At 67.0% G+C, this 20,863-nt stretch carries 12 protein-coding genes; 8 read left to right on the plus strand and 4 right to left on the minus strand.

All coding sequences use genetic code 11. The features are described from left to right. Positions 1-50 precede the first annotated feature (50 nt). The 3 genes from typA to OV207_RS19815 form a co-directional block, all read right to left on the minus strand. Positions 51-1,898, minus strand: a complete 1,848-nt coding sequence (gene typA / locus OV207_RS19805; RefSeq protein WP_193429934.1) for a translational GTPase TypA — start codon at positions 1,896-1,898, stop codon at positions 51-53. Between the two features lie 164 nt (positions 1,899-2,062). Next, positions 2,063-2,986, minus strand: coding sequence for an alpha/beta fold hydrolase (locus OV207_RS19810; protein WP_267556693.1), 924 nt, complete (start codon positions 2,984-2,986; stop codon positions 2,063-2,065). Next, positions 2,983-4,581 (minus strand): sigma 54-interacting transcriptional regulator, encoded by a 1,599-nt coding sequence (locus OV207_RS19815; protein WP_267556694.1) that lies wholly within the window; start codon positions 4,579-4,581, stop codon positions 2,983-2,985. The genes OV207_RS19810 and OV207_RS19815 overlap by 4 nt, the downstream gene beginning before the upstream one ends. Positions 4,582-4,693: 112 nt before the next feature. Between OV207_RS19815 and OV207_RS19820 the strand changes: the two genes are divergently transcribed. The 6 genes from OV207_RS19820 to OV207_RS19845 all read left to right on the plus strand — a co-directional run bounded on the left by OV207_RS19820 (position 4,694) and on the right by OV207_RS19845 (position 9,926). After that, on the plus strand, positions 4,694-5,689 hold the full coding sequence (locus OV207_RS19820) for a cation diffusion facilitator family transporter (protein WP_267556695.1): 996 nt from the start codon (positions 4,694-4,696) through the stop codon (positions 5,687-5,689). A gap of 46 nt (positions 5,690-5,735) precedes the next feature. Continuing rightward, complete coding sequence (locus OV207_RS19825; RefSeq protein WP_267556696.1) at positions 5,736-6,782, plus strand: hypothetical protein; 1,047 nt, start codon at positions 5,736-5,738, stop codon at positions 6,780-6,782. 9 nt (positions 6,783-6,791) lie between these two features. Next, a complete protein-coding gene (gene rsmD, locus OV207_RS19830; RefSeq protein WP_267556697.1) occupies positions 6,792-7,349 on the plus strand; it encodes a 16S rRNA (guanine(966)-N(2))-methyltransferase RsmD in 558 nt (185 codons plus the stop codon). A 47-nt stretch (positions 7,350-7,396) separates the two neighbouring features. Then, positions 7,397-7,879 carry a pantetheine-phosphate adenylyltransferase gene (gene coaD / locus OV207_RS19835; protein WP_193429928.1) on the plus strand — a complete coding sequence of 161 codons (483 nt, stop codon included), beginning with the start codon at positions 7,397-7,399 and terminating at the stop codon, positions 7,877-7,879. A 108-nt stretch (positions 7,880-7,987) separates the two neighbouring features. Then, the gene (locus OV207_RS19840; protein WP_267556698.1) at positions 7,988-9,178 is read left to right on the plus strand and encodes a pyridoxal phosphate-dependent aminotransferase; all 1,191 of its coding nucleotides are present in this window, start codon (positions 7,988-7,990) and stop codon (positions 9,176-9,178) included. 139 nt (positions 9,179-9,317) lie between these two features. Next, positions 9,318-9,926: a carboxypeptidase-like regulatory domain-containing protein gene (locus OV207_RS19845; RefSeq protein ID WP_267556699.1), complete on the plus strand. Its 609-nt coding sequence runs from the start codon at positions 9,318-9,320 to the stop codon at positions 9,924-9,926. Positions 9,927-9,984: 58 nt separating this feature from the next. On the opposite strand, the gene OV207_RS19850 is transcribed toward OV207_RS19845, so the two are convergent. Then, positions 9,985-10,686 carry a hypothetical protein gene (locus OV207_RS19850; RefSeq protein ID WP_267556700.1) on the minus strand — a complete coding sequence of 234 codons (702 nt, stop codon included), beginning with the start codon at positions 10,684-10,686 and terminating at the stop codon, positions 9,985-9,987. A gap of 144 nt (positions 10,687-10,830) precedes the next feature. Here OV207_RS19850 and carB point away from each other — a divergent pair, with 144 nt between their 5' ends. Continuing rightward, complete coding sequence (gene carB, locus OV207_RS19855; RefSeq protein WP_267556701.1) at positions 10,831-14,085, plus strand: carbamoyl-phosphate synthase large subunit; 3,255 nt, start codon at positions 10,831-10,833, stop codon at positions 14,083-14,085. A 741-nt stretch (positions 14,086-14,826) separates the two neighbouring features. Then, positions 14,827-20,859, plus strand: a complete 6,033-nt coding sequence (locus OV207_RS19860) for an RHS repeat-associated core domain-containing protein (protein ID WP_267556702.1) — start codon at positions 14,827-14,829, stop codon at positions 20,857-20,859. Positions 20,860-20,863: the final 4 nt, after the last annotated feature.

A 20,863-nucleotide genomic window follows, 5' to 3' on the forward strand; every position in this document is an offset into this window, starting at 1 on the left:
CCCGGGTGGGTGACGGCCTCCGAGGACTTCAGGCGCGACGAACGCGGTGCTTAGGCGTCGTTGCGCTCTTCGCGCTTGCGCTCACGCTCGGCGCGGTAGCGGTCGCCGTTGGCCAGCGCCTTCTTGCGCATGCGCACGGACTTGGGCGTCACCTCGACGAGCTCGTCGTCGGCGATCCACTCCAGGGCCTTCTCCAGCCCCATCTCGCGCGGCGGGACGAGGATGACGTTCTCGTCGCGGCCGGCGGCGCGGATGTTGGTGAGCTTCTTCTCGCGGCAGCAGTTGACGTTCAGCTCGGACGGGTGGGAGTGCTCGCCGATGATCATCCCCTCGTACACGGTGACGCCTTCGCTCACGAACAGCTGGCCACGCTCCTGGATGCTGAACAGGGCGTAGGGCACGGTGTCGCCCAGGCGGTCGGACACGATGGCGCCGTTGGCGCGCTTCGGGATGTAGCCGAACCACGGCTCGAAGCCGTCGAACTGGCTGCTCATGATGCCCTCACCGCGCGTGATGGTGAGGAACTCCGAGCGGAAGCCGATGAGGCCGCGCGCGGGGATGCGGAACTGGAGCCGGGTGCGGCCCGAGCCCAGCTGCTGCATGTCCGTCATGCGGCCCTTGCGGGGCCCCAGGCGCTCCGTCACCACGCCCACGCTCGTCTCCGGCACGTCGCAGAAGACCAGCTCCATGGGCTCGTGCAGCACGCCGTCCACGGTCTTGGTGATGGGCTCCGGGTTGGAGGCCGTCAGCTCGTAGCCTTCGCGGCGCATGTTCTCGATGATGACCGCCAGGGCGAGTTCGCCACGGCCCACCACGCGGAACGCGTCCGGCGTCGCGGTGTCCTCCACGCGCACGGCCACGTTGCGGTAGGCCTCGCGGTACAGGCGCTCACGCAGGTTGCGGGAGGTGACGAACTTGCCTTCCTTGCCCGCGAGCGGCCCGTCGTTGACCTTGAAGATCATCATCATCGTGGGCTCGTCCACGGTGATGCGCGGCAGGGCCACCGGCTTCTCCGCGTCGGCGATGGTGTCGCCGATGGAGATCTCCTCGATGCCCGCGATGGACACGATCTCGCCCGGGCCCGCGTCGGCGATTTCCACGCGCTTCAGGCCGGAGAAGCCGTACAGCTTCACGATCTTGCCCGGCTGCACCTTGCCGCCCTCGCGGACGACGCCGACAGGCATGTTGGCCGTGATGCGGCCCGCCTGCACGCGACCCACCGCCAGACGGCCGACGTAGTCGTCGTAGTCCAGGTTCGCCACCAGCAGCTGGAGCGTGGTCTGGTCCACCGGCGGCGCGGGCGGGGGCGGGATGTGCTTGATGATCGCGTCGTACAGGGGCTCCAGCGTCTTGCCCGGCACGTCCAGCGACGTGGAGGCCTGACCCTGGCGGGCGACCGTGTAGAGGACCGGCATCTCCAGCTGCTTATCGTCCGCGCCCAGGTCGATGTAGAGCGAGTAGACGAGGTCCAGCACTTCCTTGGCGCGGGCGTCCTGACGGTCGATCTTGTTGATGACCAGCACCGTCTTCAGGCCCATGGCCAGCGCCTTGGTGAGCACGAAGCGCGTCTGGGGCAGGGGACCTTCGGCTGCGTCCACCAGCAGGATGACGCCATCGACCAGGCGCAGACCGCGCTCCACCTCACCACCGAAGTCGGCGTGGCCCGGGGTGTCGATGATGTTGATCTGCATCCCCTTGTAGGAGACGGCAGTGTTCTTCGCGAGGATGGTGATGCCCTTCTCCCGCTCGAGGTCGTTCGAGTCCATCACGCGATCGGTGACGTGCTCGTTGGAGCGGAAAGTACCTGCTTGCCGGAGCAGGTGGTCGACGAGGGTGGTCTTCCCGTGGTCGACGTGGGCGACAATGGCGACGTTGCGGATGTTTTCGCGAGAGATCATGCGGACCGACTGACAGAAAAGAGGTGCGAAGAGACACGCCCAGAACGGGCTTTCTCAATCCCACCGGAACCCGGAAGGCGGGGGCTTATATGCCGGGGGCGTGCCGCCTGCAATGAAGGTGGATGTCCAGCGGCCAGACAAACGGGCCCACCCCGGCCGGTTCCCTATCCCACCTCTGGCCCGGATTCCCCGGTTTCCACGCCCAGCCGTTCGCGCAGGAAGCGCTCCACGCGCAGCTCTACCAGCCCTGGGACCTCCAAGGGGGCGGTGTGGGTGCCCTCGGAGATGGCCAGCAGTTCGGAGCCGGGGATGCGCTCGGCCATCTTCCGGGACAGCCAGCCGGGGGTGAAGCGGTCCTTCTCCCCGGCGACGACCAGGGTGGGCACGTCCACGTGCTCCAGGTGATCCCACGCGGTGTGGTTCGCCAGCGAGTCCAGGGTGCGCACGAAGACGACGGGGTCCATCCGGGCCAGGTGGGTGAAGTAGGGGGCCAGGTCGTTGCGCGCGATGAGGTCCGGGTTCATCTCCAGGCGGATGGCCAGCTGCACCACCAGCTCCGTGGTGAGCGCCCCGTGCACGATGCGCGCGGTGTGCAGCGGGAAGCGCTCCACCGCGCGGCGCAGGGTGGGGAAGAGGCGCTTGAGCAGGGTGGAGTCGTGGAAGGTGTCCAGCGGCATGCCGTAGCTGCCGCACACCAGCACCAGCCCCTGCACGCGCCGGGCATAGCGGCGGTGGAACTCCAGCGCCACCTGCACGCCCATGGAGTGGCCGAAGAGGACGGCCTTCTCCAGGCCCGCGGCGTCCATCACCCGCGCCATGTCGTCGCAGGTGTACGACATGCCGATGCGGGTGCGGTCCTCCGGCACGCTGCTCCTGCCGTGGCCCCGGTAGTGCCAGCGGAGCACCCGGTGGCGCCGGGCCAGGTAGGGCAGCAGGTACTTCCACGCGAAGCCGTCGCAGCCCAGGCCGTCGCACAGCACCATGCCCGGGGCGCCGTCGCCCCGGACCTGGAAGTAGAGGTCCGCGCCGTCGGGCACCCGCAGGGAGTCCTGGCGGAAGGAGGTCGCCTGCTTGTGGCCGGTGCTCACGCCTCCACCTCCTCTTCGGGCGCGTCGGTGAGTGCCTCGGGCAGGCCCTTGTCCAGCCCGTAGCGGGTGATCTTCAGGATGAGGTTGGAGCGGCTGATGCCCAGCTCGCGCGACAGCCGGCTCTTGTTGTTGCGCGTGCGCACCAGCCCCTGGTGGATCATCTCCTTCTCCAGGGACTCCACCGCCTCGTGCAGCTTCCCGTGCGCGCGCGGGGCGATGAAGGGCCCGCCGCCGGGGACGACGGTGTCGCGGATGCGGCTGGAGAGCAGCTCCGCGGGGATGACCTCCAGCTCGCCGCCCAGCACCAGCAGCCGCTCGATTTCATTCTCCAGCTCGCGGATGTTCCCCGGCCACGCGTACGCGCCCAGGATGCCCAGGGCCTCCGGGGCCAGCCCCCGCGCGCGCTGGCCCTCGCGGTGGTGCTTGCGCAGGAAGTGGTCGATGAGGACGGGCAGGTCGTCCTTGCGCTCGCGCAGGGGCGGCAGCTGCAGGCGGATGACGTTGATGCGGTAGTAGAGGTCCTCGCGGAACTCGCCCCGCTTGACCAGCTCGCCCAGGTCCTTGTGCGTGGCGGCGATGACGCGCACGTCCACCTCACGGGAATGCGTGCCGCCCACGGGCAGGAAGGTGCCCTCCTGGAGCACGCGCAAGAGCTTCACCTGGAGGGCGGGGGACATGTCGCCCACCTCGTCCAGGAAGAAGGTGCCCGTGTCGGCGACCTCGAAGAGGCCCTTCTTGTCCTTGAGCGCGCCGGTGAAGGCGCCGCGCGTGTGTCCGAAGAGGGCGCTCTCCAGCAGGTTGTCGTTGAAGGCGGAGCAGTTCTGCACGACGAACGGCTTGTCCTTGCGCGGGCCGTTGTGGTGGATGGCGCGCGCCACCAGCTCCTTGCCCGTGCCGGACTCGCCGTTGATGAGGACGGTGGAGTCGGAGTTGGCCACCTTCTCCATCAGGCGGAACACCTCGTTCATCGCGCCGGAGCGGCCGATGATCTTCTCGAAGCGGTAGCGGTTGGACAGCTCGGAGGCCATGGACTGGATGGTCTCCTCCTTGCGCGTGAGCTCCACCTCCTGGTTCGCGATCTCCGTCACCGCGAACTCCAGCAGGTCCGACAGCTTGCTCAGCTCCGAGCCATCCAGCACGGGAACGCGCTCCCAGGCGCCCGAAAGCTCCCCGAGCGCGGCCGGGGCGATGTCGCGCATCTTGTCCAGCAGCACCTGCCCGTCCCCGGGCGTCAGCGGCTGCCGGGCGAAGCCCTCCACGAAGAGGAAGCCCTCGTACTCGTTGCGGATGTAGAGCGGCGCGCCCACGATGGACAGGCGCAGGTGGCAGTCGTGCGACAGCGAGTGGCGCTGCTTCTTCGCCGCCTTGAACTTCTCGTGCAGCACCCGCACGGACTGGGCGCACCGCCGCATCCCCTCCCTCGAACCGAGCGAGTGGCGGCAGAAGTCGTTCGGCGGCGGGATGAAATCCCCGCGCTGCCAGTCGTGCACCACGCCGTTACGATCCGCGAACGACAGCTCCACCTGCCACCACTTGCGGATGACATCCCTCAACATGACAATGGTGTGCAGATTCTGATGCTTCTCGAAGTCCATCCCCGCGGGCCTCACCCTGTTGCCGATTCGGACAGTGGATCTACGGGGTTGTCTGAAATCAATCCAGCGGCACCTGTCCGATGACGGCGCTGATCGCGTACCCTGGGCTCCTGTGAGCGCACCCCCACATACACACGGCAGGCCTGGGCACGACCACTCGCACGACCACGACCATTCCCACCACGGGCATGGGCATGGTCACGGCCATTCGCACGGGCTCCGGAAGGGGGGGCTGGCGGAGGAGCGGCGCAAGGACCGCCGCCGGCTGCTGGCCGCGCTGGCGCTGACGGCGACCATCATGGTGGCGGAGGCGGTGGGCGGCTTCCTGACGAACTCGCTCGCGCTGCTCTCCGACGCCGGGCACATGCTGACGGACGTGTCGGCGATGGTGCTGAGCCTGCTGGCGCTGTGGTTCGCCGGGCGGCCCGCGGACCTGAAGAAGACCTACGGCTACTACCGGATGGAGATATTGAGCGCGCTGCTCAACGGGGTGCTGCTGCTGGTCATCACCATCTTCATCCTGATGGAGGCCTGGGAGCGGCTGCGCACGCCGGCCCCGGTGGCGCTGGGGCCCATGGCCATCGTCGCGGGCGTGGGCCTGGTGGCGAACCTGGCGGCGCTGGGCTTCCTGCACCAGACGCACTCCATGAACGTGAGAGGCGCGTTCCTGCACGTCCTGGGCGACACGCTGTCGTCGGTGGGCGTGCTGGTGGGCGCGGGCATCATGTGGTGGACGGGCTGGTACGGCGTCGACCCCATCATCTCCGTGCTCATCTCCATCATCATCGTCGTGGGCGCGCTCCGGCTGGTGAAGGACGCGGTGGACGTGCTGCTGGAGGCGGTGCCCGCGCACGTGGACCTGGAGCAGGTGCGCGAGCTCATGGGCAAGGTGCAGGGGGTGCAGGGGGTGCACGACCTGCACGTGTGGACCATCTCCAGCGGGATGTACGCGCTGTCGGCGCACCTGGTGGTGGCGGACCCGATGGTCTGCAACAACGACGACATCCTGTCCGCGGTGAAGCACGACCTGTTCGACCGCTTCGGCATCGACCACACCACCATCCAGATCGAGAGCGAGGCCTACGCCCATCTGGGCGAGGTGCACTGAGCACCCTTGCGAAAGCAGGGCAGGGCGGGGATCCTCGGCGGCTCCTATGAGCGTGCTGGACAAGGTGTTGTCGCTGCGGCCGGGCAACGTGGTGGCGCGGATGGGCCCGGGCTCCCGGGTGCCCGTGTTGGATCCCCGTGAGCTGCTGCGGGCGCTGGAGTCCACGCCGGCCGCGCTGCCCTGCCTCCCGGTGCCGTCCAAGGGGATGCTGCCGGGCCTGCTGCGCGCGGCGCGGGTGGAGGACGCGGTGCTGGGGCTCGCCTGTCCGCACCCGCTGGCGGACCGGGGGGCGCCGGAGCGCTTCGTGGCGGCGGTGCGCGCGGCCGCCGTGGAGGCCGAGCACACCCGGCCCCTGTTCCTCCAGGCCGGCCCCGTGCGGGTGACGTCCACGGACGCGGACGTCCTGGACGCGATGCAGGAGGGGCTCTTCCGCGTGGTGGACGCGGGCTTCGCGCTGGTGTCGCTGGAGCTGTCGCGCCTCACGACCTACGAAGCGGTGGAGGCGGTGAACGCGCTGGTGGGCCCGCTCATGGAGCGCGAGCTGTCGCTGGAGCTGTCCGCGCCCCAGGCCCCGGCGGGCGCCGGGCTGCTGGACGCGTGCGGCACGCTGCTGGAGGGGCTCTCGCAGTGGAAGGTGCCGCTGCGCTTCTTGCGCGTGTCGGAGGCGCAGCTGGGCGACGGCGACCTGGACGTGGGGCTCCTGAGGCAGGTGGTGGAGCTGGCCCACGCCCGGGGCGTGGCGGTGACGGTGGGGGACCTGTCGGCGGGCGCGCCGCGCGGGCTGTCCAGCTACGTGGCCGCGGGCGTGCGCAAGGTGGACTGCGGGGGCCCGTTCGGTCCGCTGGCGCTGCGCGCGTGGCCGCCGGAGGCGCGGGCGCAGGTGGGGGCCCGGGCCCAGGCGGCGGGCATGCCGGCCGGGGAGCTGCTGTCCATGGTGGAGGAGGGCCTGCCGCCCCTGACGCCCACCGCGCGGGAGACGCTGGAGGCGCTGGCCTTCGCGGAGGCCACGGAGGTGCTGGCGGCGCTGGGGGCCCGGCGCTCGGCGACGCACGCGATGACGTTCCTCGCGAAGGCGGGCGGCGACCTGGGCTAGAAGGCGCCCATGCGCATCGTGGCAGGCAGCGCGAAGGGCCGGGCCCTGCAGGGTCCCAAGCCGTCGTCCGCACACATCCGCCCCACGGCGGACCGTGTGCGTGAAACCCTCTTCAACATGCTGGGCCAGTTCCTGGACGGGCAGGCGGTGCTGGACCTGTACGCGGGCACCGGGGCGCTGGGGCTGGAGGCCCTGTCGCGCGGGGCCGGGCGGGTGGTGCTGGTGGACCAGGACCGCGAGGCCCAGGGCCTGTGCAAGCTGAACACCGACGCGCTGGGCTTCGCCGCCCAGGTGTCCATCCTGGCGCAGCCGGTGGCCCGGGCCCTGGAGACGCTGGGAAAGAAGGGCGAGCGCTTCGAGCTCGTCTTCGCGGATCCCCCCTACGCGGCGCGCGTCGTCCCCACGCTCCTGGAGGCCCTGGCGGCGTCCTCCGTGGTGTCCCCCGGCGGCACGGTGGTGGTGGAGCACGACAAGCGGGAGGAGGCCCCGGAGGCCCACGCCGGCTTCACCCGGGACGACCAGCGCCGGTTCGGGGACACCCTGGTGAGCTTCTACCGGGCCCCGTGACGGGCGCTTGACCGGCCCCCTGGGCCCGCCGAGACTTCCCGGTACCCATGCCGGTTGCCATCTATCCTGGTTCGTTTGATCCGCTCACCAACGGGCACCTGAGCCTCATCCAGCGCAGCCTGAAGATGTTCGACCGGCTCATCGTCGCCATCGCGGTGAACCCGAAGAAGACCCCCCTGTTCAGCCAGGAGGAGCGCATCGAGCTCATCCGCGACGCGGTGAAGGACAGCCGCGTGGAGGTGGACGCCTTCCACGGGCTGCTCGTGGACTACGTGCACCAGCGCCAGGTGGGCGTCGTCATCCGCGGGCTGCGGGCGGTGTCGGACTTCGAATACGAATTCCAGCTCGCCAACATGAACCGCAAGCTGGCCCCGGACATCGACACCGTCTTCATGATGACGGGCGAGGACTACTTCTACATCTCCTCGCAGCTCGTCCGGGAGGTCGCCTCCTTCGGGGGGAACGTGGAAGGGCTCGTCCCCCCGAACGTGTACGCCGGGCTCAAGAAGAAGTTCGGCCCCAAGGCCTGAGCGGCGCGCCGCCCGGGGCCTCGGCCGGGAACCCAACGGCCACCGGGCAACGCAGCCCGCCCCATGGGCCTTGTCGCTCCTGGGACTTCCGCGCTAGGCACTGGCGACATGAAACTCGCCAGCCGGCTGCATGCCATCAAGCCCTCCGCCACCCTGGCCCTCAACGCGCGCGCGAAGGCGCTCGCCGCGAAGGGCGAGGACGTCGTCGTGCTCGCCGCGGGTGAGCCGGACTACGACACGCCGGAGTTCGTGAAGCAGGCGGCCATCGACGCCATCCGCACGGGCTTCACCAAGTACACCGCCACCGCGGGCATGCCGGAGCTGCGCGAGGCCATCTGCCGCAAGTTGGAGAAGGACAACGGGCTGAAGTACGCCCCGGACCAGGTGGTGGTGACGGCCGGGGGCAAGCAGTCGCTCTACAACTGCTTCCAGGCCCTGCTGGATGAAGGCGATGAGGTCCTCATCTTCTCGCCGTACTGGGTGAGCTACCCGGACATGGTGCACCTGGCGGGCGGCACGCCCGTCTTCGTCCCCACGCGCGAGGAGGACGGCTACGCGCCGGACCCGGAGGCCATCCGCCGCGCGCTCACGCCGCGCACGCGCGCCGTCGTGCTCAACAGCCCGGCCAACCCCACCGGCGCGGTGTATTCGCGCGCCACGCTGGAGGGCATCGCGGACGCGGTGCGGGGCCATGACTGCCTCCTCATCACCGACGACATGTACGAGAAGCTCCTCTACACGGGGGAGTTCCTCAACATCGGCAACGTGGCGCCGGACCTGGTGCCCCGGCTCGTCGTGTCCAACGGCCTGTCCAAGTCCTACGCGATGACGGGCTGGCGGCTGGGCTACGCGGCGGGGCCCAAGGCGCTCATCTCCGCCATGCAGATGGTGCAGGACCAGTCCACGTCCAACGCGTCCTCCATCACCCAGAAGGCGGCGCTGGCGGCGCTCAACGGCCCGTCGGACACCATCGCCGCCATGGTGAACGAGTACCGCGAGCGCCGCGACCTGTTCGTGGGAGGGCTCAACGCCATCGACGGCATCCGCTGCCGGCTGCCCGAAGGCGCCTTCTACGCGATGGCGGACGTGCGGGGCCTGCTGGGCCGCACGTACAAGGGCACGACGCTCACCACCTCCCTCCAGCTCTCCGAGGCGCTGCTCAACGACTTCCTCGTGGCCGCGGTGCCGGGGGATCCGTTCGGCGCGCCCGGCTACATCCGGATGAGCTTCGTCACCTCGCGCGAGGTGCTCCAGAAGGGCCTGAAGCGCCTGCGCGAATTCGTCGCCGCGCTGAGCTGAAAAGTCGCGTGGGAGTGTGAATTTCCCGTGGGGCCTCACGTCATGGGGCTCGCGCGCCGCACTCGTGAGTCGGTTGCACTCGCAGGCGGCGGCATCCGTGCGCAGGCCCGGTGCGCACTCAACAGGGAAGAACACTCACATGGACACGAATCGAAGAGGGGCGCTGAGCGCGCTCGTGGTGGCCATGGCATTGGCGGTCCTCCCGGCGTGCGACCCGGACGCGGAGAAGGAGCCGGAGCCTGCCCCCGAAAACCGCAAGGGACGCATCACCGGGACGGTCCAGATGGAGGACGGCGCGTCCCCCGCGGGCGTGGAGATCCACCTTCAAGAAACCGATGCCCGCCTCACGACGAGCGCCCAGGGGACGTTCGCCTTCGAGGAGTTGGACTCCGGTGCCTACACGTTCGTGATCTCGAAGACGGGTTATCGGTCGCTGCGGAGAACGGTGGACCTGGAGGCGAGGAAGACCGTTGTCATGGCCATCGAGATGGATCCTGGCGCGGCCACGACCCGCGTCTCCGGCACCATCACGCTGGAAGGCGCGAGCTCGCATGAGGGCATCACCGTCTCCCTCAAGGACACGGCGTTCACCACCACCACGAACGCCCAGGGCGGCTTCGTCCTGGAAGGGGTGGAGATCGGGAGCTACACGCTCGTGGCCTCGAAGGAGGGCTACGCGAGCGAGGAGACCTACGTCGGCGTGCTGGGCTCTCCCAGGACCGTGAACCTCACGCTGGGGCGCCCTTAGGGCCTCATCGGGGGCAGGGGGGCGCCGGACTCATCAGGCCTGGCGCCCCTTCTTCGCGTCAGTCGGTGTAGGCGAAGGCCTGCCAGCGCAGGTCGGAGCCGTTGCGGAAGAGGAAGATGGCCGCGTGGCCGGAGAGGTTGCCCACGGCGGCCCACGTGTCCTTGAGCGCGCGCGGATCCAGCCCCAGGCGCGCGGGGGGCTTGCCGTACTTCTTCTCCATCTCCGTGAGGGGCAGCACTTCGATGTCGTAGAGCGTGACCAGGTCGGTGCGCCGGGCGCGCAGCTGCTTCACCCACGTCTGCACCAGCTCCTCGGGCGTGTTGAAGCGCTTGTCCTCCAACTGGAAGGGATACGTCAGCTCCGCGGACGCGGTCCGCACGTCCCCCGTCAGCAGGCTCTGGAAGAGGAAGCGCGCCTCGTCACGGATCATCGAACGCGCGTGCCCTTCGGGCGTCAGCTCGTCATCGGCGGGGAGCGCGGCCTCGCGGGCCGGGGCCGGGGTTGGCGGGCGCGCGGCAGGGGGAGGGGGCGCGGCGGGGGCCGGCGGCGCGGCTGCCCTGCGGGGCCTGGGAGGCGCGGGCGTGGGCGCCGGGGTCGCCTCCGTGGGGGCGGGGGGCGCCGCCACCGGCTCCGCGGCGGCAGGCTCGGGCGTGGGCGCCGGGGCCGGGGCTTCGGGGGCGGGCGTGGCGGGAGCGGTGTCCTGGGCGAAGGCAGGCGCGGAGACGAGGACGAGCAGGGCCAGGGACGACCAGCGACGCATGGGACCTCCGGAAAAAGTGCGCGGCAGCGTAGCAGAGGACCTGGGGGCGCAGGACCTGCGAGCGGGCGGGCGGTGGGAGGGATCCTCGCACGGGACAACGCACCGCGTGCATGTCGGGACGGAGGTTGGTATGGGGGGCGCCCGATGCCCAAGCGTACCGATATCCGGAAGGTTCTCGTGATTGGCTCGGGCCCGATTGTCATCGGGCAGGCCGTCGAGTTCGACTACTCAGGCACCCAGGCGATCAAGGCGCTTCGGGACGAGGGCGTGGAGGTGGTGCTGCTCAACAGCAACCCCGCCACGGTGATGACGGACCCAGAGTTCGCGCACCGCACCTACATTGAACCCATCACCGTGGAGGCGGCGGAGAAGATCCTCGCCGCCGAGCGTCCGGACTCCCTGCTGCCGACCATGGGCGGGCAGACGGCGCTCAACCTGGCCAAGGCGCTGGCGGAGCGGGGCATCCTGGAGAAGTACGGGGTGCGCCTCATCGGCGCGTCGCTGGACGCCATCAACAAGGCGGAGGACCGTCAGCTCTTCAAGGCGGCCATGCAGAAGATTGGCGTGGCGCTGCCCCGGAGCGGCTACGCGACGACGCTGACGGACGCGATGGCGCTGGTGGAGGACATCGGCTTCCCGGCCATCATCCGGCCCTCGTTCACGCTGGGCGGCACGGGCGGCGGCATCGCGTACAACCGCGAGGAGTTCGAGGCCATCTGCCGCTCGGGCCTCAAGGCGAGCCCCACCTCCACCATCCTCGTGGAGGAGAGCGTGCTCGGGTGGAAGGAGTACGAGCTGGAGGTGGTCCGCGACTCGGCGGACAACGTCATCATCATCTGCTCCATCGAGAACCTGGATCCGATGGGCGTGCACACCGGCGACTCCATCACGGTGGCGCCGGCGCAGACGCTGACGGACCGCGAGTACCAGCGCATGCGGCAGGCGTCGCTGGCCATCATCCGCGAGATCGGCGTGGAGACGGGCGGCTCCAACATCCAGTTCGGCATCCATCCGCAGGACGGCCGCATGGTCGTCATCGAGATGAACCCGCGCGTCTCGCGCTCCAGCGCGCTGGCGTCCAAGGCGACGGGCTACCCCATCGCGAAGATCGCCGCGAAGCTGGCGCTGGGCTACACGCTGGACGAATTGCGCAACGACATCACCCGGGACACGCCGGCCTCCTTCGAGCCGACGCTGGACTACGTGGTGGTGAAGGTGCCGCGCTTCAACTTCGAGAAGTTCCCCAAGGCGGACCGCACGCTGACGACGAGCATGCGCTCCGTGGGCGAGGTGATGGCCATTGGCCGCACCTTCCCCGAGGCGTACATGAAGGCGCTGCGCTCCATGGAGCTGGGGCGCGTGGGCCTGGAGTCGCCGGACCTGCCCTCGGAGAAGGAGGAGCGGGAGAAGGTGCTGCGCGAGGGCCTGCGCGTGCCCCGGCCGGAGCGGCCGTGGTTCGTGTCGCAGGCGTTCCGCGAGGGCCTGACGGTGGAGCAGGTGCACCAGCTGTCCGCCATCGACCCGTGGTTCCTGCGCCACATCGAGGCGCTGGTGCACGAGGCGCAGATGCTGGCGGACCACGGCCGGTTGGATCAGCTCCCGGACGACGTGCTCCGGCAGGCGAAGTCGCACGGCTTCTCCGACAAGTACCTGGGCAACCTGCTGGGCTACCCGGAGGCGGAGGTGCGGGCGCACCGGCACGCGCGCGGCATCCGGCCGGTGTTCAAGCGGGTGGACACCTGCGCCGCGGAGTTCGAGGCGTACACGCCCTATCTGTACTCCACCTACGAGGAGGAGGACGAGGCGCCGCCCACGGACCGGCAGAAGGTGCTGATTCTTGGCAGCGGCCCCATCCGCATCGGGCAGGGCATCGAGTTCGACTACGCGTGCGTGCACGCGGCCTTCGCGCTGCGCGAGGCCGGGTACGAGACGGTGATGGTCAACTGCAACCCGGAGACGGTGTCCACGGACTACGACACGTCGGACCGCCTCTACTTCGAGCCGCTGACGATCGAGGACGTGCTGGAGGTGTCCCAGCGCGAGAAGCCGGTGGGCGCCATCGTGCAGTTCGGCGGACAGACGCCGCTGCGTTTGAGCGTGCCGCTGGAGCAGGCGGGGCTGCCAATCCTGGGCACGTCTCCGGACGCCATCGACCGGGCGGAGGACCGCGAGAAGTTCTCCAAGCTGATTGAGAAGCTGGGCCTGACGCAGCCGGAGAACGGGGTGGCGCGCAGCCACGCGGAGGCGTTCAAGGTGGCCGAGCGCATCGGCTATCCGGTGATGGTGCGGCCGTCGTACGTGCTGGGCGGACGGGCGATGGAGACGGTGTACGACGCGGCCAGCCTGGAGCGCTACATGCGCGAGGCGGTGAGCGCGTCACCGGAGCACCCGGTGTTGATTGATCGCTTCCTGAAGGACGCCATCGAGGTGGACCTGGATCTCGTGGCGGACCGCACGGGGCAGGTGCTGATTGGCGGCGTGTTGGAGCACATCCAGGAGGCGGGGGTGCACTCGGGTGACGCGGCGGCGACGCTGCCGCCGCACTCGCTGTCGCCGGACCTGGTGGAGCGGATGAAGGACCAGGCCATCTCCATGGCGAAGGAGCTGGGGGTGGTGGGGCTGATGAACGTGCAGTTCGCCATCCAGGGAAAGACCATCTACATCCTGGAAGTGAACCCGCGCGCCAGCCGCACGGTGCCGTTCATCTCCAAGGCGACGGGCGTGCCGCTCGCGAAGATCGCCGCGCTCTGCATGGTGGGCAAGACGCTGAAGGAGCTGGGCCGCACGGAGGAGACGGAGTTCAAGCACGTCGCGGTGAAGGAGAGCGTCTTCCCGTTCGCGCGCTTCGCCGGGGTGGATGTGATTTTGGGCCCGGAGATGAAGTCCACGGGCGAGGTCATGGGCATCGCGGACGACTACGCGTCGGCGTTCGCCAAGAGCCAGCTCGCGGCCGGGGTGAAGCTGCCCAAGGCGGGGCGGGTGTTCATCTCCGTGAAGGACGAGGACAAGCCGGCGGTGGTGGACCTGGCCAAGCGCCTGCGCGCCATGGGGTTCACGCTGACGTCCACGTCCGGCACGCACGGCTACCTGCGGACGAAGGGCATCGAGTCCCAGCTGGTGCAGAAGGTGAAGGAGGGCCGGCCGAACATCGTCGACAAGATCGTCGACGGGGAGATCGTGCTGGTCATCAACACCACCTTCGGCAAGCAGGAGATCAGCGACAGCTTCTCCATCCGGCGTGAGTCGTTGATGCACTCGGTGCCGTACTACACGACGGTGCAGGCGGCGCGCATGGCGGTGGGCGCGCTGGAGTCGCTGAAGCGTTCGGACCTCGCGGTGAAGCCGTTGCAGGAGTACCTGTACGGCGAGAAGGGCATCCCGCCGGGCGGTCGTCGGTAGGGCAGGACAGGGCAGGGCTTGCAACCCCCTGAAATCCCGAGGGGGTTGCAAAGCATTGGAATTCTGGTAGTTCGTAGCGCCTCGCAGTTGCTGTGCTCCCCTTACATCGAGTCCGCTACCGGGGTCTGAAACCTCTCACCAGGGGTTTGTCCTCAGGGCGTTCGCTTCAACGACCGAGAAGGGGCTGCCACCTCATCCGAGGGGGCTCCTTTCCATCCACTTTGACTGACCAAGGCACACACGCCCCCGTGCGTGTGCGGCCAGGGGGAGACGTGCGCATGATGAGCATTGGAAGAGGTGTGTCCCGTCGTGTCTGGCGAAGGGCGTGGAGCGCGTGTCTGTGCACGCTGGCCCTGGCGTGCGTGCCGCAGGGGGAGCCGCCGGTCGTTCCCCCGGCTGAAGCCAACACAGACGTCAAGGTCGTGACGGAGTGGCGTCCCAAGCCAGTCGCCAGGGACGCCCCCAAGCTCGCGGTGGGCGAGTCCTGCGTCGAGGGCGGGGACAGCTCCTGTGAGAGCGGCCGGTGCGTGCATGCCCCAGGCGCCGGGCTGGGGCAGGGCTACTTCTGCACGCGGTACTGCACCCAGACCCCTGAATGCCCGGCGGGGTGGCCGTGCGTGAAGTTGGTGCCTGGCGTGGATGAGGGGCTGTGTCAGCCGCGGGCAGAGCGCCATGAGTGAGTTTCGAGGGGGAGGCAACGTGGAAGACGCTGAAGGACAAGACACGACGGGCAGGGTGGGCATGAAGAAGCGATGGAACCGGGGGGCCGTCCGGGGATTGGCGGTCAGCGGTCTCCTGCTGGTGGGGCTGGGCGTGGCATGGGCGTCGGGGACCCTGACGACCGAGGAATTGCAGCAGCGCGTGGATCAAGCGCCGCTCAGCCCCGCGCCACCGCTCGGCGGGCCCGGGAGCGCGGGCGTCTCCTCGAGCGCCCCCGTGCCCGTGGGATCGCTCCGTCCGACCTATTCCGAGACGGACTACAGCCTGACGTCGGCGATTGGTGATTTCGCGTTCACGCGTACCTTCAGTGCGTCGACACAGGCGAATGTCCTGGGGATCCCGGGACAGAGGATGCTCACGCCGTTCGGACGCGTCATGAATTCAAATGGGACGTCCACCGCCTATCGATGGACGCACAACCTCTACAGTTATGTCCTGATTGGAACGGATTGGGCCAAGGACCCATCCGGGACGTACACCGAAATCACCCCTTTCTGTGATGTGGTTGCGCCGTCGGGCACGAAGATGCACTTCAGTCCGTGCGATGGAGATTCCCTTTCGGTGGGTGCTTTCGCGACCTCCAGCAGGGATCAAAACGTCAAGCTTCGCTGGGACGGTGACGGCTTCACGCTCTTCAGTCCGGAAGGGCGCTTCCGCTACACCCACAAGGCCAGCGTCGGAGGCAGGTCGCGGCCCGCCCTACCCTATCGGCTCTGGGGCTTCGCCTATTTCCTGACCGAGATAGAGCCCACGAGCTACGGGAATCCGGTGGCGCAGGTGGGGGCGGCGGGCCGACGCCTCATTGCCTCGCTGCAATATCATACGGAGATACCCGCCGGCTGCTCGGTGCCGTCGACGACCTACGTCAAGCACTCGCAGATGGTCCAATACGCCAGCCTGTCGAATGGCTCTCGGCTTGCCTTCACCTATGCCAGCCGCCCCACGCAGGACACGAGCCTGTCATCCACCCACGAGTGCGTCCTGGACAGGGTCGACCTGGAGGAAGGAACGTCAGGGACGGGGCAAGGGACTCGCAATGTCGTGACGTATGACTACGGGAAGTACGACGAAAACGGCCAGATTGTCTCCACTCCGGCCGGCATGTTGAGCGGCGCTCGTTTCTATGTTGGAAACGCCCAGAACGTCCCTACCGGCGCGGAAGCTCCGGTGCCGCCACAGATGACCTACAGCTGGGTCGACAATGAGGCGCTGGGGACCGTGCGCTGGAAGATCTTCCGGGATGGTGTCCTGGTCACCAACAAGACGTTGCACCGGGCGAACTTCTACGTCCTCAAGGATGAGAACGATTGGACCTGGCAGGCCGTCACGGCGTCTCTCTATGGCACGGGATTCTACTGTGGGCCTGGCGTGCTGACCGGGACGTGTGCTGGGCAGCAGTGGCAGAATTTTAGTGAACCTGCCAGTGCGGGAGATGGTTACAGGCAAGTCTCGACGATGCTGACGCGTTCATTCGTCGCCTCGGAGTCAAGATCGCATGGCGTCGAGACGACGGGCGCGGTGGTGAAGTGCGGGACGGAGGGGGTCAACAACGACGGTGACTGCAAGGGCGTAGGTATCAGTCTGGAGGCGCAGCAGTCCCGCTCCTGGAAAAGCATTGAGCTACCGGTCCAATCCACGCTCAACGTCGTACCGGAACGCTTTGTCGCGATGGCGAAGACCCAGCGTGATTCAAGAAATGCCTACTCCGTCTACACCAACAAGCTTGCGAAGAGGGGCGACAGCGATGCGGAGCATGTCCCATGGCAGGATTTCAACTTCTTCATGCCTCCGGGGGAACTCAAGCAGGCTGATTTCGGGGCCCTGGATGCAAATGGCGCCGGTGCGCTGCTCACGAAAGCCTATTCCTATGAATACGGTCGTGCGGGGACGAGCCCTGCCTATGAGCAGTTGCTGAAGACGGAATCCGCGACGTCCGCCGTGGCCAGCCGGGTGGGGGCGGGGGCTCAGGCAACCTGGACGTATCAATACGAACCCACGACGAACCGGCTGATGGCCAAGGTGCGCAGTGGCTACACGAGGGAGTTCACGACCAGCTTCGGCGCTCTGGTTCCGAAGCATCAGGCGGTCTTCTATCGTACCCATCGCTCGTGCGCGGGTGAGACAGCAGCCCAGGCGGATCCCCAGGCACGCGTCGTTGAGGTCGAAGGACCGTGTTGGGTCACGGGACCGGGCGCGACGTCCTGCAGTGGCCCGTCTCCTGTTAGGCACTACTTCTACGGGGCGGCGAACGCGACGAATGGCCAGCAACAACACCTGATCCGTAAGCGCGTCTACGCGTCATTCGTGAGCCATGGCTGGTCGCCCAGATGCCAGCACAATCAGTTCCTTGACACCACCTACGACGCCTATGATGAGCAGGGACGGCTGCTCAAGACGACCGACCCGGCTGGGGTCCAGACCGTCCTGTCCTACAGCTCAGGGAAGCTGGTTCGCAAGACGGTGAAGGCCGGTACCTTGCCGGACCTCATCACGGACTACGGTTATGACAACGGCACCACACATGGTGACTACGTACGCCATCCGGACGGTCGCTACGAAGTGCACTGCTATCGAACGGGAACGAACGGCGCCTGCGTTGGCGGGACACTGAAAGACAAGCTGCAGTGGAAGGCAACCGCCGCCTCTGCCAGCGGCGCGAATTACAGCGAGCGGGTGAACTACTTCTACCGCTTGGGCCGCCTCATCAAGGAGGAGACACTGGCGGCGGGAGGCATCGTCCGTGCCCGTAGGACCTATGATGCTGATCCGCTGGGCCGTCCCACGTATCAGGGAATTGGAGAGCAGTGGGGCGAGGGGGCGAGCTCGAACTCCACCTATTCCTCGACGAACCTCTTCGATACCGAGGACAACCGGATTCGCGAGGGGTTGCCATACCTCGCCAGTCTTGGTCGTCCGGCTGCATTCTGCGGCGGCTTCAATACGACGACGGGGGCGCTCAACAGTCTACCGCCCGAGTGCCGCTCATTCGAGTACGACAGGCTCAACCGGCTGGTGTCGATGTTGGAAGCGGCGGGTCCGACGGGAGGAATCGCGGCTTCGGCGACCCACATCGCCTATGACGAAGCGGGCAACGTCAAGGGAATCAAGCAGGGGTGTGCCCCCGGGACCACGATGGCCAGCTGTGCCAACCAACCGGCCGTGGAGTACCTCCACGATGACTTTGGCAACCTGCTGGTAGTCACGGCTCCGTGGGGAGTAACCCTGCCGTCAGGACCTGGCGTCACCTGGTTTGCCTATGACGCGGTAGGAAATCCCATCGCCAAGCAGACGTCGGAGATGGGGCAGAGCGCGAGCTGGATGGCCTACCAGTACGATGCCCTTGGACGCATCCTCATGGCCGACGCCCGCCGGGGGGATCAGACCGAACGCTTCTTCCGGACTTGGTTCGAGGACCCGCTCCCTCCACTCCCCAATGGCTGTCCCGCAATGTACCCTGGAAAGCCGCACTACACGGTGGATTCCTTCGGCGCGACCTGGTTCGAGTACGATGCCTTTGGACGCGTGACGGCGAAGTACCGGGTTCGGGGAGCAGAGACAGAGCCTCCATCCCGCGCATGTAATACCTCACCCTATTTCTCTGGAAAGGACAGCCCGAACCATTTCTTCAGCTATGATTCCGTGGGTCGGCTCGTAGGCGAGGTCTACCCCTACGGCCGGGGAATCGAATACCGGTACTATCCGTCCTTCACGGGGATGTCCCACCGTGTCAGCGATATCCACGTGGCGCATCTGTATCCCGATGGCACGTCGAGCAATGACCCCCTGATTACTTCGGTGGAGTGGGAACCCTACGGAGGGTTGAAAGCATACAAGGTCCATTCGCGAGGAGAGGCAGGAGTACCGCCGTCCGCGCAGGTTCGCTACCACCAAGGTGGAACCAATGTCGGGATGGTGGATTGCTCCTCTTCGTCCTTTACCCAGGCCGTTGACAGCGCAGGAGTTCCTTTCGGGCGGCTCTCTGGAATGAGTGTGAGCCGTGTGACCACCGGAGACGTGTTCAAGCGTGCCTACCGGTACAAGGCGGATCAGCTTGAGGGAGAGCAGACCTGCATCCTCCAGACTTCCAGTACGGATCACCCCACGATGCAGGAGTACAGAGGGCCATCTGGAGAGCCTGGCTATGACGCGCGCCTTCAGCTGGGCCGGGTGACGAACCGGCATGAGAATGGCGGATGGATGGTGACCGACCGGACGATCTCCTACGCCTACGACGTGCGCGGGAACCGGACGAGCGAAACCCAGAATGGCTTCACAGTGCAGTCGGAGTACGCCAACTCCTTCCCTCGGGTCGACCAGCTCTCCAAGCGTAACTTCTCGGCCCCCGTCTGTCAGCCGGGCCAACTGGGATGTCTGCCCTACGGAATCACGACGAAATACTGGCATGATCTGGCGGGGCGCATGACCAATGCGGACTGGTATCTCAGCCCGACCTCGACCCAGTCGTATTACAGTCTGTGGCTCCATGCCGCACCGCTCTCGCCCCTGGACCTGGGAGCCGTCTACCGCCAGGTGGGCACCAATCAGGAGGGAGGGCCGGGTAGCAACTCCGAGTACCTCTATGATGCTGGAGGCCGGCGCCGTCTGAAGCGCACCTGGGATGGGCGGGAGGATGAGTACTTCTATTCGGGGACGCAGTTGCTCGTGGATGTGGGGTACACTGCTGCCAATCCGTACACGACCGACTACGTCCTGGACGAATATGTGTGGTTGGATGGTCGGCCGGTCGCGCTCGTCAAGTCGCGCTTTGCTCACTCGTCATTCCTGCGAGTCGCGGACAACACCCAGGATTGCTCGCGCTTCGGTGTGGAGTCCGACGTCCCCTGTGGAACCTACTTTCCGGTGACGGATGGACTGGGCAAGCCGGTCTTGTTGCTGGATTCGCGTGGTCGGATCAGTGGAACGGGAGACTACGAGCCCTTCGGCCACGTGAACCGGGTGGCTCACTTCGCCGCGTCGCGTGACAATTTCAGTTACCCTATCGCCACCCTGCGCGCGCCGTCGAGCCCGGAGCTCGTGACCCAGGTCCGAGTCCGCTTTGAATGGGTGGAAGCCCATGGCCAGGCACGCGTGTACCTCACGGATGCGCAGAGGGTGAAGCTGCCGGGTGCCAAACTTTGGGATGGGGTCCTGTATGGCGGCGCCATGGGGCGGCCTGTCACCCCGGGGTGGGTGACGACTCCTTCGGATGGAACCTTCTATGTGCGGATGGGGGCTGACACCATCGGGCAGACGCACACAGAAGCCCATCTGAGTAGCTTCGAGTACAGGCGCTACGAGCCCAATGCCAAGCCTGTGTGGCTTCCGCTTCGATTGCCGGGCCAATACTTCGACCCCGAAACCGACCTGTTTGAGAACTGGAACCGCTACTACGATGCGGCTCTGGGGCGTTATTTGGCCCCAGAACCGCTTTATTCAGACGCAGGTTGGATGCTGTCCAGGGTCGGGTCGATGCCGAATCCCTCGGTTTATGCTTATGCGAGCAATAATCCTGTGTCGCTTGTAGATCCAGATGGGAGGTGCGCTCTTGCTGATCCTGCTGGTGTGTGCGAGGCTCTGAATCCAGTCAACTGGGCAGTTTCGGCTGCTGCAGTGATCGCACTTGTTGATATTGCCTACAACGCAGTGACTGGCAAGCACGTTGGTTCTGTTTCGACTGGTGAGGTGAAATCCGATCCGGAAAGCGTCCCTGGCACTGAGGAAGCCGCTGCCGCTGCTGCTACCGCTGATGAAGCAGGATCCGCTGCGGGGGCAGCGGCTCCTGTCATTCCTGATGAATACTGGGCGGGGCAGCAGGCGTTGGTTCAGATTACGCCTGGAAGCGCGCGGGCGATTGATGACTTGAAGCCCAGTAGTCGCGCAAAGGGCGAGGAATATGTGCGTACCAGTCACTATGATGCGTATGGTCGACTGGTTGGGCAGGACCATCCGACTGCTCATGGGGAAAGTGGAGTTCATCCGAATCCGCATCACCATGTTCGTGATCCAAAGACAAACTCCAGATCAGGGCCGAAGCCGGGGCTGTTTCGGCCGTAGCTGA

The organism is Corallococcus sp. BB11-1 (assembly GCF_026626625.1).
Taxonomy (GTDB): Bacteria; Myxococcota; Myxococcia; order Myxococcales; family Myxococcaceae; genus Corallococcus; species Corallococcus soli.